Genomic DNA, 12086 nt, shown 5'->3' with positions numbered 1-12086 from the left:
GAAGGAATCCAGTCAAGTGAAATGTATCGAAATAGTGAGACTTCATCACTTACGAATGGGGCAGTGGAATAGAGAAAGCCCACCTCCTAATCAAATGCCCTTTTATTGGGGCAAACTGATAAAAATGTAAAGGCGCAAACAATTGGATTATTCGGAAAGATAGAAACCTGAGTGCAGTGGTGTACTCAGTTTTCTGCATTTCATTAACTTTTACGTGCTTTACCTTTTTCGCTCAGTGTCATCTTCTTATTACGCGTAAGTGTTTTGATATCGTCAACGTTTTTGAATCTTAATGCTGACCAATCTTCATCAATAGCTACCTGGCGAACAGGTTCAAAACCAGTATGTCCAAGCGGCTCCCAGCCTGTATCTCTTGAAATATCAGATTTATATCGTTTCGATGATTTTTTCGGGTAGGCAAACCAGACCAATGCCTCTTCTTCTAATCTAGGCATTATTTTTTGTGCATGTGGTTCTACATCAGCTTTTTCATAGCAAAAAACGATTACGAAACCTATTTTCTCATCTGTATTGAGGTCTTTTAGAAGTGTTGTCTCATCAGCTATTTCTTTCATTTGTGTTTCAAATTCCTTAGGTGCTTTAATGACGTAGACGGATGATTGATTTTTATAGTTCATCTTTTTTAATAGTGGATGCATCGTCGTCCTCCTCCAATAATTTTCTCTCTCTAGAATACCCCTCGTGCACATAAATGCAACTTCTTGACTTCAGTTCGCCGACCTAGGCATTTTTATTATTTTTCAAACAGTACCTTGCATTGTATAGTAGGTAGATGGTATATTATTGAAAAGTCAGTATTATACATTAAACAGTACTATAAAAAAGCAGGTGATGATATAGGATGAACCCACAATTCAAGAAGGGCGTATTGACGTTGTGTGTCATGGTTCTAGCAGCAAAGAAGGATCGCTATGGATATGAGCTCGCGAATAGCATTTCAGAGAAATTTGCGATTTCGGAAGGAACTGTTTATCCGTTACTGCGACGTCTTACGAAGGATGATTATTTTACTACCTATCTAAAGGAATCGCAGGAAGGTCCCCCACGCAAGTATTACCGATTGACCGATACAGGTAAGCGGGAAATGCTTAACTTGATAAATGAGTGGAGGACATTTTCGGATGGTGTTGAGAGGATTATTAAGGAGGGGCTGGATGATGACAAGAAGTGAATTCTTGAATGAACTGGAGCGCTTGTTACATGAACTACCAGAATCGGAACGAAAAGAGATCCTATTCGACTATAACGAGCATTTTGAGATCGGGAAAGAGGAAGGAAAGAGTCAACATGAGGTTTCTGAATCACTAGGAAATCCGAGAACAATCGCAAAAGAACTTAAAGCGGATTTCCGTATAAACCAGGCAAAAGAAAATCAATCGGTAAGCAATATATCGAAGGCGGTCATTGCGACCTTGAGTCTCGGATTCTTCAATCTTGTATTTGTTTTGGGACCGTTTTTTGGCCTAGTTGGAATTATGATCGGGTTGTATGCAACAACGTTAGCTTTGATCGTTACGCCAATTTTCATTTTGATCAAGGCATTGTTGGCAGAGAACGATCAATTTATGGAATCACTGTTTTTGATCATGGCGACGGGTGGACTTGGCGTTCTTCTTTCAGTCGGAATGATCTATCTTACAAAGTTTGTTTATATCGGGGTCGTCAAATATTTACAGTTCAATGTTAAAATTGTAAGGGGGTACAAAGCGTGAATTTAGAGCACACCAAACTTGGTAAAATCGCATTGGCAGCATTCGCAATATTTTTAATTGGTGTTGGAGGAATCGTTGTAACGGGATTTCAACCCTCTAATGATAAAAATAATGGAGAGTATATAGAAGTAGTTGAGCTTAATGAAGCAAGCTCTGTTGAAGCCGAAATTGAAATGGGGATTGCTGATTTAACAGTCAACGGTGGTGCAGAAGATTTAATGAGAGGTAAATTTCATTATAACGAAAATGCTGGAAAGCCTGACATAGCATATGAAGTTAATGGTGGAAAAGGAGAACTTGATGTATCCAATGAAGATAAGGATTCTTGGTTGGACTTTGATTGGATACGGTTCGGTGAACAGACGGACGAATGGGAAATCGCTTTAAATGACAAGGTGCCGTTAGATTTGGAGGTTTCCACAGGTGTCGGGGATAGTAAATTGGATCTAAGCGGGCTCAATCTCACCAGACTTGATATTGATTCAGGAGTTGGCGAAACCGTTCTCGATTTAAGCGGGGATTGGGAAAGAAGCTTTAACGTTAGCATTGACGGTGGCGTTGGGGATACTACCATCTTTATCCCTGAAGATGTCGGGGTACGCATAACGGCGGATTTGGGAGTTGGCGGACTGAATATACAGGGACTGACGATTCAAGGTAACTCCTATTTAAATAATGCCTATAATGAATCGGATGTGAAGCTTGAGATCGATCTTGATATGGGAGTCGGGTCCGTTAATATTATTAGAGAGGATCTTAGATAACAAGCTTCCAAAATATACGTCGGTTTCCTAAATCGCTTGCACTCATATACTTTCCACAAACGAAATCAAGAGTATATTATGAAGACCTACGGTGGTGAGTGTATCAATGATACGTTGCTGCATGTCGCCACACCTTATCTTCCTTTCGGGGGTGTGGGGCAAAGCGGCACAGGAAGCTATCATGGCAAGCCGAGTTTAAGAAAAGTGTTGTGAAGCACAAGACCAAATTCGATATATCTATCCGATACCCTTCTTGCAAAAATGGCTCGGATGAATTCTGCATTTGGTTCCAGTCATGGAGAGAACAAAAAATAACCCCCCAGCTCATAGCCTAAAGTGAGGGATCGGTCAACCAGTCCACAAAGTTATCTTTAACCTCTGGAGCATGTGTGTGAATCAAGACGAATGCTTCTTTAATTTTCTTTTTTCGAACATGTTCCTTTGCAAGACCCAATGCAGCGTGCTCTTTCGTGTGGAGAAGTCGAAGCTTCGAGACGTTACCACGTCCTACCCCCGGTTTCCACATGATCCAACCCGACCGATTAAGCTCCTGCACAATTTTCTTTGCATACCGTGTCGTGATTCTCCACTCATCAGCAAGTCGACTTAGGCGCACCTCAACAAGCTCTTCCGGCGAGAAAAGGTCACATAGCTGTAAATAGTAGTGACAATACCTCATTTTAAAAGCCCCCTATACCCCTATAAAAGGGGAACAATCTTCCAAAAAATTATCACTTTTTTCCATTCTATCTTCTAGTATACTTTAAATAATCACAAAAGTCAGACTTTGGTAGGGGGTTTTTATGAAATCTTATTTTTTAAAGCGAGTTATTTATATGCTTATAACGATGTTTGTCATTGCGTCGGCAACGTTTTTCCTCATGAAACTGATGCCTGGTTCACCTTTAAGCCTTGATGCAAAATTGACAGCGGAGCAGGAGGCGAAAATTTTAGAAAAATATAATTTAGATGATCCTGTACCGATTCAATACGTAAATTATTTGATGAATTTAGCTAAAGGTGATCTCGGCCTTTCATTTCAATTTGATGGGCGCTCTGTGACAGGTATGATCATGGATAGGATTGGCCCATCAGCGTATTTAGGATTGCAATCTATGATTGTCGGAAGCCTCTTAGGCATCATTTTAGGGGCGTTTTCTGCGATTAAGCATAATACAATTTGGGATTACTCTTCTACACTCATTTCAGTCATCGGCATCTCGATCCCTAGTTTCGTATTTGCGGCACTTTTACAATATTACGTAGGTGTGAAGCTTCAATGGTTACCTGTTGCATTTTGGGAAGGGTTCGAATATACGATCATGCCGACAATTTCGCTTGCGATTTTCCCGATGGCGATAGCGGCACGATTTATGCGTACAGAACTCCTTGAGGTATTTGGGCAGGAGTATATGATGACAGCAAAGGCAAAAGGTTTGAGCCAGTTCAAGGTTGTTGTTCTTCATGGAATTCGTAATGCCTTAATTCCAATTATTACCATACTCGGCCCTATGACAATTGGGATCATGACAGGTACCCTTGTCATCGAGCGAATCTTTTCTGTACCAGGACTTGGGGAGCAGTTTATCCGGTCAATCATGACGAACGATTATCCGGTTATAATGGGGACAACTATTTTCTATTCGGTATTATTTATCTTTACTATTTTTATCGTTGACATTCTGTATGGACTGATTGATCCGCGTATTCGTTTAGATTGAAAAAAAGGGCTGAATTCGGTGTCTAGACCGGAATTCAGTCCTTTTTTGTTTTCTCGAGTTTATCCTTGAATTTGTTTTTCACCTAAGTCGTTATCGTCGTACATGTCCTTCATCAATCCTTGCTCCTGTTCTTCCTTAACCCCAGGGTGGAGTGTTCGGTGGTCCACCTCTGGAATTGCTGGCTGTTCGATTTCAACTGTTTTGCGTTTTTTTGGCTGTTTTTCCTTCATGAAGAAAACCTCCTTTAATGCTATTCAGGATTTAATCAGCATGATGCTTTTGCATTCGCTCAAATGAACGATTAAGACGGTTATCTCAACTGCTGGTATTAAAAGGTCCCGGTCAGCACCAGGTACTAAGCTTAAAAAAGCTTCTGTTATAGCATCTCCACTTCAAGTTTAATCAACGGCTCTAATTATTGGAATCGCGTGGACAATATTTACCTGTTATAGTCGCATTTATTTTGACAAAACAATAATGAAAAAGACTAACGGAGATAAAATATGAAAATGCGGCAAGTTATTTGGGTTACGTTAATAAGTGCATTGATTTTAGTGGGTTCGAATCACATTGTATTTGCAGAAGAAGGAATTGAGGTAGAAAACCTTCCGTCGATCTTTGATGATGGAACACATATCCCTGATCACATTGAATTGAAAACCTGGGAGGAAACAAAATCAATCATTCCGAAGGGTTCTGAATTTGAGGTGATTGACATAGAAACAGGGTTATTTTTCAAGGTGCAGAGAAGAGCGGGTTCTAAGCATGCTGATGTTCAACCGCTCACAAAGACTGATACGGCAATTATGAAGGCCATCTATAATGGAAAATGGAGCTGGAAGAGAAGGGCGATTTATATTATGAAGGATGGCCATGTTATTGCTGCCTCCATGCACGGAATGCCACACGGGGCAGGAGCACTGGTCAATAACTTTCCTGGGCATTTCTGCATTCATTTGCCGGGGAGTACAACACATACATCGAGGAAGGAAGACCCGACCCATCAGTTGATGATTTTAAAAGCAGCAGGAAAGCTTGATCATTATATTGAAAAAGCTAACAGTGAACAACTTGCAGATGTCTTTATGAATGCGGTCAACCAGGAGGATCATTCGATTGTTCGAAAAACAATAGAAAAAAGGCTCAGCGATGAAAAGCTGAAGCAAGTGTTTTTCATTCATCCTGCTAAGCCGATATCGGAAGATGCACCCACAAATATACTAATGACCCAATACCCGGTAAAGGTCATGTACAAAACAGACCAAGGGCTGATGAAGAAAAAGCTGAATTTGACCGTGCAACGATACAGCCTAACAGGGCGGTGGTACGTGAATATAGACAAGCTGCTCAAAAGCCTACCAGGTGAGGACGAAGCTTAACGCAACAAACCCGAACGTAATGAAGAAGGCAGCAACGATCGAAGTCCCCAATGTGAACGACCACCAATTAATCATACTTAAAATCTTCTCTTCAACAATGAACAAAATTGAAGCGCTGTGGTCACGGTCCTTCGTCTCATCTGCCTCCTTTCTCAGTTTTTCCTTTTCACTTTCTAAGGTACGGAACAGAATACCAGGACTTGCAGCAATAAGGAGGCCAATAAACCAGAAACCGATTGGAAAAATCCAACCTACCATACGAACACATCCTTTGAAATATAGTCGTTTTACATTAGTATGTACGGTTTGCTTTGAAAAATGAAAAAGAGAAAAAACCCACTCCCAGCACCCAAAAAATGGTATGATGAGAGTGGGGTGTTCTTAATGAAACTCTTGTCGTTCTTAACTATATTATTGCTGAGCTTTAGCGGACATCCAGACACTTTACCTGAAAAAAAAGGGCAAAATAAGCCTGAATCGTATGTTAAAGGTGAAGACAAACCGCTTGTCGTTTCACCACTTCCGAATGCAAAGCCACCGTTCCCACATCCGAAAGAGATTCCTAATGCCAAAAAACCTTATCCGACACCATCACCATTGCCGACACCTGAAAAAGGGGATATGGATCACCCAGTTCATATCGCGCAATCGAACCACGAAAATACTTCAAACAGTCTAAAGGACAGGTGAAAACAATCGGGAAAAGGATTCCTTTGTCCGTACCGCCATTCCACGTTTGAAGTGGGCTTCTTTATCAATCTCGATGGCATTCTTAATATCTCCGAGGTAGTGAGAAACGAGTGTTTGGACGGTAGGTGTCCGGAACATGAATACATTCACTTCAAAATTAAGATGGAAGCTTCGTAAATCGACATTTGCCGTCCCTAATGTTGCATAAGATTCATCAACGATAATCGTCTTTTGATGGTGAAATCCTTTTTGGTACGTATAAACCTTCACGCCGTATTGCAAAAGCTCACTAAAGTAGGAGCGGGTTGCATATTGTGTAAGAAAACCATCATTCTTTTCTGGAACCATGACCCGGACGTCAATACCTTTAACAGCAGCAATCAACAGTGCAGTCCGAATCTCCTTACTCGGTATAAAGTAGGGAGTTACGATCCAAACTGACTTTTTTGCGGAGGTGATCATGCTGTAATACAAATAGCTCATAACACCCTGGGATGTATCGGGACCGCTCGGCACAATCTGGACTCCGCCTTCATCTTCCGCAGGCTGTACAGATAAATACCGCTCTGTTAATAATGAATCCCCACTTACATAATTCCAATCCAAAAGGAAGACCCGATGAAGGTCACGTAAGGCTTCTCCTTTTACGAGCATATGCGTATCGCGCCAAAAACCAAAATCCGGGTTTCGTCCTAAATATTCATCACCGACATTCAATCCACCGACAAATCCGATTCTCCCGTCAATCACAACAACTTTTCTGTGATTTCGAAAATTGAATTTTTGATTGAAAAACCCTTTACGGATCGGTAAAAAGCTATATACTTCTACGCCGGATTCTTTTAAGTGACTGATATCACCATCCGACATAGTGAGACTGCCAATCCCATCATAGGAAAATCGGACCTCAACCCCTTCCTTTGCTTTTTTACAAAGAACGGCAATGATCTCTTTTCCGATTCGATCGGAACGGAAGATGTAATATTCGATATGGATGAAATCAGTTGCTGCTTGGAGCTCTTGTAGTAGACGCGGGAATTTTTCATCTCCATTCTTAAGAATCTCTGTCTGAGAGGAGAAACTGATTGTCTGATTGCTTAACGCTGTGATCAATTTTGAAAATTCTCGTTCTGATTCATGCAAATGGGTCCATTTTTCAGAAGAGCGGTTCTCATGGTGCATTATTTGCGCCTGTTCATAATCGTGTAGACGTTTTTGTTTAAACAAGTGCCCCTTTACCTGCAATTGACCCGAGTAAATGAAGAAGATATATCCGATAATAGGGAAAAATAGGATGGCATATATCCAAAGTAACGTTTTATAAGGTGATCGGTTTTCGAGCATCAGCACATAACAAATCGAAAGGGCGATGGCACCATAAAGGGTCGCTGCTGTTCCTTTTATAAAAGTGGGCTGTTCTGAAAAGAAAACAATCCCAAAGCAAAGAATCATTGTGATACATAATAAAAACTGTCGTGTTGGTTTCATCCGTCTTCCCCCCGAAGCTTAACTCACTACACATATGATACCCTTTCGAACACGGAAAAACGAGTGGCAAGGCTTTACTTACTTTCTACTGTTTTTCTTCCATGGGGGGTCACCATAATCATGTAATTTGTCTGAGATTTTATAGAAAGTCCAGGGAATTAAAAATGAAAGAATAGTACTAAAGATGATTAAATACGGTGGGAACCTGTCTAAAATGTTTTCCAACATTGTCTCATTCACCCTCCTGTTTCAGTGGAAAGAATGGATCCTGATGTACGAATGATTACTCGTCCTTCGACATTTATCTGACTTTGTGCAAAATAGTTCTTCCCATGATCCCAATCATCTTTGATTTGTCGCCATTTGCCATAGTGTTGTTGTCTAAATAAAGGTGCTAACCTTAAAAAATCCGTTTTTAATTCTTCCTGCGCTTTATTGATCGCCAAATTCGCTAATCGTTCAACCTCTTTAGCAAGTTTTTTCTCTATCTTGTTTAGAATCTCTGTGTCTGTAAAATCTAGATTTGAAAAGGATTCAACTATTTTTCCTTCCATTTGAATCAAAATAGAGAAACTGATATCTTCTTTGTTCTTAATCTTAGCCTCTATACGACTCTTCGCACCACTAATTTCAAATACTACTAATTGACCTTCTAGGTTTGTTTTTATACTTCCACCTTGTGTTTTTCCAGTAATAAAATTTAATCCTTTTGTTTCTTCTTCATTAATGGTATCGATCATTCGGTTATTATGTCTATGGAAAACCGCCCCTCCTTTGATTTTTGCCCCTGCATTGGTTAATGTTATTTTTGGAATGACATAACTGCTTTGCTCTATTAAATGTTCATGGATATCTCCAATTCTTACTGCTTGTAACATTTCAGCATTTTTATAGGCATTTTCCGCAATTGAATCAAGGTACATAACGGGAAGTTTTTCATTCTGGGGTTCAATTCCTATTATATTTTTCGCTTTCCCCTCTGATATCATTACTTTCGTACTCCTTCGCATCTCATGATCCCGAAGAAAAAAATCAAGTACATTTTCAAATGCACCGGGAACTTGAGCAACCTCATTCGAAATAATAATCATCTTTAAGTGTTCATAATAGGGTGAACGACTTGTAAGGGATGCCATTTTTTGGCTATTTTCAAACATACTCTCCTTTGTGGTTGAAAGATTGAAAAATGCTTTTTGTTCACCACCACCTCTTTGGGATGAACTACCCAATCCACCGGGTACGACGAATTGATTGGTCATCATTAATTCATGTTTCCCAACCTGTTCAATAGTTTCACCTGAAATATCAATAGCCGTTCCGATTACAAAGCCACGTTCTTCAATTTCAACCCGGTCCCAACATCCAGTAAGTAGGATGGGTAAAAACCAAAACAGAATCACATAGAGCTTTCGTTTATCCATCGCTTTTCACCCCTCTAAGCTTAGCCATGATTAGCAAACATGTTGGTACTACAACTGACATTGTTAGTCCCGTATAACTAATAAACGAACCAAACTTTCCTAACTCGGCATAGCTTTGAGGAAGCATAGCAGCAAGGTAAATTACCGGTGTAATCATTATGATCCATGTTCTCTTTTTGATTTTCTTGAAGAGAGAGCTTAATGCTATTAATGTTACATCGAATGCCATTGTTGTGGTTATGAAAATGGCCATGATCCAGATCGTAAAAAAAATTGATTCAAAGCGTTCAAAAAATCCACCGGGTATGACCACTTCTTTTGCTAATTCTATTGTCGGGTATGTTAAACTAGCTGTTACTTGATAGGAAAAGACACCTATCGTCGTGAGATGTAAAACCAAATATAAGAAGAGAGGAATTGACATTCCCAGTGCTGCAAATTTCGGCGCTCTTTTCGGCTGATTCATTAAGGCAATATAAAACAAAAGAATTTCAAAACCCGCAAAAGAAAAGAAGCTTTCTTTTCCTCCTTGTAAGTATCCGGTCCATTCTGATTGAAAGACGGGAAGTAAATTGCTGATTTCAAACAGTTTAATGTTCATTACACATACCAAGAGTGCAACAAAAAAGATTATAGGTAAGAACATTACATTCAGACGCAGTATAGCTACTCTTGAATTAGAAACCGCATAGACCACGACAAGGAGAAAAGTAAAAGAAATAACCTCAACAGGGGTACGGTCAAACAAGTAATGTTTCGATATTACCGCGATAGACCTAATTTCATAGGCCGTAAATAACAAAAGATCGATGGACATCATCAAAGTCAAAGCAAAAGCAACTGGGGTTGATATGATTGAAGATGCATAAGTGAAAAACGTCTGTCTGGGAAAGCGTGATGCTAGTTTTGCCACAATCCATGTAAAAAAAATGGCTACAATTCCTCCGATGATAATCGATATCCACCCATCTAAGAAATTGGTGGCCGTAGAAAGTAAACGTGGCAGTGATAAAATCCCAACTCCAATGACCATACCAGGAACAGAAAATAATATTTCTTTTACACCAATTTCTTCATCCCCGTATTCAAACGACTTCATGTTGATGATCCTCCTTTCTCAATGCGTCTCTCATCTTCGGTCTGCATATACCTCGGCCGCTTCGGTAACATTGTAATCGGGGCACGCAAAATGAGATCCTTCCAGTCCCCATTGAAACTAGGAGCAAATAATGTAGAATAAGGTACACCAATACTTTTCAAGTTAGCAATATGAATATTTAACATAATATAGCAGAGAATGATTCCATAAAGTCCGAAAATAGCCGCAGCAAACATAAACCCGAAACGGATGATTCTAAAGGAAATAGCAACACTGTACGAAGGGATAGAAAAGGAGGCAATTGCCGTGACTGCCACGACAATGACCATAATTGGACTCACAATCCCCGCTGAAACCGCCGCCTCTCCGATAACAAGACCTCCCACAATCCCAATCGTTTGCCCGATAGGCTTTGGCAAACGAATTCCCGCCTCTCTCAATAACTCCATCGTAATTGCCATCAAAAGTGCTTCTATAAAGGCAGGGAATGGGACTCCTTCTCTTGTAGCAGCAATCGAAAAGGCTAATTTCGATGGAATCATCCCTGGGTGGTATGACACGAGTGCAATGTATAGTGAAGGCAAAAATACCGCTATAAAAGCCGCCAAATACCTTAAAAGTCTAATAACAGTACCAACCATCCATCGTTCATAATAATCTTCAGGTGACTGCAAAGTATTTCCAAATGTAATGGGAGCAATCAGTACAAAGGGCGTTCCATCTAAAACAATCGCGACTTTCCCTTGCAATAGGGCTGATGTTACTTTGTCAGGTCTTTCTGTATTTTGAATCTGTGGAAAAGGTGACAAGAAACTATCTTCAATCCATTGTTCTACATAGCCTGATTCTGGGGCGTCATCCATGTCAATCGTATCAAGTCTACGTTTGACTTCTTTTACAATATCTTGGTTTACAATCCCATCAATATAAGCGACAATAAGACTTTTCTTTGAACGTCTACCAATTTTATACTCTTTAAAACGCAAATTGGGATCTCGAATTTTCCGACGAATAAGAACGGTGTTGGTACGTAAGTTTTCTGTAAACCCATCTCTGGGACCGCGTATTAATGCTTCTGTAATCGGTTCTTCTATACTGCGGCTTTCCCAGCTTTTGCTTCCGATGATTAATGCTTGAGCTAGACCATCAAGGAAAAAAACTGTATCTCCGGAAAGGATAGCTAGTGATACATCATCTAGAGTAGTAGCTTTTTTAACATCACTAACAGAGACGACTTTCTTAGATATAACCTCAAACAGATCCGCTTTTGATTCAGTTGAATCATCCGGTTGTTGTCCAATTTCTAATTGAATATTTTGGATAATTTTATCGTGAATTAATTTTTTGTTCACTAATCCATCTATAAAAATAACTGAACATGAATTCATAGTATTCCCTAAAGCAAATCTCCTTATTGTTAAATCATTAGGAGAATCTAATAGTTTTTGAATATTTTCAATATTCTTTTCAAGACTTGTAAATACTCGAATAGAAAAATCTTCCTTTTTTGATTTTGCTGATTGCGATTTTCTTCTTTTAAAAACCATTCTTTACCCCCTTTCATACGTTAATAGAATTGTTGACACGTTTGTTTTGTTTTAAACAGGTTTACTTTATAAGATTTTCGAGAGAAACTTGATTGGCTTTTATTAGGCCTATTAAACTAGTTGTATATGATGAAGGGAGAAACTAGAAGTAATGTCAATTTATAAATTTGTTAGAAAAAGCACTAAAAGTTTTTAGAATAGAAACCGATTTCAACAGTAAAAAGGCCAAAATCAATTGCATTAG

General features: G+C 39.5%; 14 protein-coding genes. 6 read left to right on the top strand and 8 right to left on the bottom strand.

Annotation, left to right across the window (positions count from 1 at the left end):
* Nucleotides 1-203: 203 nt before the first annotated feature.
* A complete protein-coding gene (locus tag MOJ78_RS17425; protein WP_304978597.1) occupies nt 204-659 on the bottom strand; it encodes a DUF3052 domain-containing protein in 456 nt (151 codons plus the stop codon).
* A 203-nt stretch (nt 660-862) separates the two neighbouring features.
* Between MOJ78_RS17425 and MOJ78_RS17420 the strand changes: the two genes are divergently transcribed.
* From MOJ78_RS17420 to MOJ78_RS17410, 3 genes are read left to right on the top strand one after another with little or no spacing between them, the layout of a single operon-like run.
* A complete protein-coding gene (locus tag MOJ78_RS17420) occupies nt 863-1192 on the top strand; it encodes a PadR family transcriptional regulator (protein WP_304978596.1) in 330 nt (109 codons plus the stop codon).
* Nucleotides 1176-1733 (top strand): HAAS signaling domain-containing protein, encoded by a 558-nt coding sequence (locus tag MOJ78_RS17415; protein WP_304978595.1) that lies wholly within the window; start codon nt 1176-1178, stop codon nt 1731-1733. The genes MOJ78_RS17420 and MOJ78_RS17415 overlap by 17 nt, the downstream gene beginning before the upstream one ends.
* On the top strand, nt 1730-2497 hold the full coding sequence (locus tag MOJ78_RS17410; protein ID WP_304978594.1) for a toast rack family protein: 768 nt from the start codon (nt 1730-1732) through the stop codon (nt 2495-2497). Before MOJ78_RS17415 ends, MOJ78_RS17410 begins: the two co-directional genes overlap by 4 nt.
* Nucleotides 2498-2828: 331 nt before the next feature.
* On the opposite strand, the gene MOJ78_RS17405 is transcribed toward MOJ78_RS17410, so the two are convergent.
* On the bottom strand, nt 2829-3176 hold the full coding sequence (locus MOJ78_RS17405) for an SgrR family transcriptional regulator (RefSeq protein WP_304978593.1): 348 nt from the start codon (nt 3174-3176) through the stop codon (nt 2829-2831).
* A gap of 124 nt (nt 3177-3300) precedes the next feature.
* On the opposite strand from MOJ78_RS17405, the gene opp3b reads away from it, so the two are divergent.
* Nucleotides 3301-4218 carry an oligopeptide ABC transporter permease gene (opp3b, locus tag MOJ78_RS17400; RefSeq protein ID WP_304978592.1) on the top strand — a complete coding sequence of 306 codons (918 nt, stop codon included), beginning with the start codon at nt 3301-3303 and terminating at the stop codon, nt 4216-4218.
* A gap of 59 nt (nt 4219-4277) precedes the next feature.
* On the opposite strand, the gene MOJ78_RS17395 is transcribed toward opp3b, so the two are convergent.
* Nucleotides 4278-4448, bottom strand: a complete 171-nt coding sequence (locus MOJ78_RS17395; RefSeq protein ID WP_304978591.1) for a hypothetical protein — start codon at nt 4446-4448, stop codon at nt 4278-4280.
* 273 nt (nt 4449-4721) lie between these two features.
* On the opposite strand from MOJ78_RS17395, the gene MOJ78_RS17390 reads away from it, so the two are divergent.
* Nucleotides 4722-5597 carry a hypothetical protein gene (locus tag MOJ78_RS17390; RefSeq protein ID WP_304978590.1) on the top strand — a complete coding sequence of 292 codons (876 nt, stop codon included), beginning with the start codon at nt 4722-4724 and terminating at the stop codon, nt 5595-5597.
* Here the strand turns inward: MOJ78_RS17390 and MOJ78_RS17385 are convergent.
* The gene (locus tag MOJ78_RS17385) at nt 5574-5855 is read right to left on the bottom strand and encodes a hypothetical protein (protein WP_304978589.1); all 282 of its coding nucleotides are present in this window, start codon (nt 5853-5855) and stop codon (nt 5574-5576) included. The genes MOJ78_RS17390 and MOJ78_RS17385 overlap by 24 nt on opposite strands.
* A gap of 126 nt (nt 5856-5981) precedes the next feature.
* Between MOJ78_RS17385 and MOJ78_RS17380 the strand changes: the two genes are divergently transcribed.
* Nucleotides 5982-6287, top strand: coding sequence for a hypothetical protein (locus tag MOJ78_RS17380; protein WP_304978588.1), 306 nt, complete (start codon nt 5982-5984; stop codon nt 6285-6287).
* On the opposite strand, the gene cls is transcribed toward MOJ78_RS17380, so the two are convergent.
* The 4 genes from cls to MOJ78_RS17360 form a co-directional block, all read right to left on the bottom strand.
* On the bottom strand, nt 6273-7775 hold the full coding sequence (gene cls, locus MOJ78_RS17375; RefSeq protein WP_304978587.1) for a cardiolipin synthase: 1503 nt from the start codon (nt 7773-7775) through the stop codon (nt 6273-6275). The genes MOJ78_RS17380 and cls overlap by 15 nt on opposite strands.
* 236 nt (nt 7776-8011) lie before the next feature.
* Nucleotides 8012-9196, bottom strand: a complete 1185-nt coding sequence (locus tag MOJ78_RS17370; RefSeq protein ID WP_304978586.1) for a Ger(x)C family spore germination protein — start codon at nt 9194-9196, stop codon at nt 8012-8014.
* Nucleotides 9189-10295 (bottom strand): GerAB/ArcD/ProY family transporter, encoded by a 1107-nt coding sequence (locus MOJ78_RS17365; protein WP_304978585.1) that lies wholly within the window; start codon nt 10293-10295, stop codon nt 9189-9191. Before MOJ78_RS17365 ends, MOJ78_RS17370 begins: the two co-directional genes overlap by 8 nt.
* Nucleotides 10292-11842 carry a spore germination protein gene (locus MOJ78_RS17360; protein WP_304978584.1) on the bottom strand — a complete coding sequence of 517 codons (1551 nt, stop codon included), beginning with the start codon at nt 11840-11842 and terminating at the stop codon, nt 10292-10294. Before MOJ78_RS17360 ends, MOJ78_RS17365 begins: the two co-directional genes overlap by 4 nt.
* Nucleotides 11843-12086 lie beyond the last annotated feature (244 nt).

The organism is Alkalihalobacillus sp. AL-G (assembly GCF_030643805.1).
GTDB lineage: Bacteria > Bacillota > Bacilli > Bacillales > Fictibacillaceae > Pseudalkalibacillus.
The sequence above is the reverse complement of the archived record's forward strand: the minus strand, read 5'-3'. Positions and strand labels throughout refer to the sequence as shown.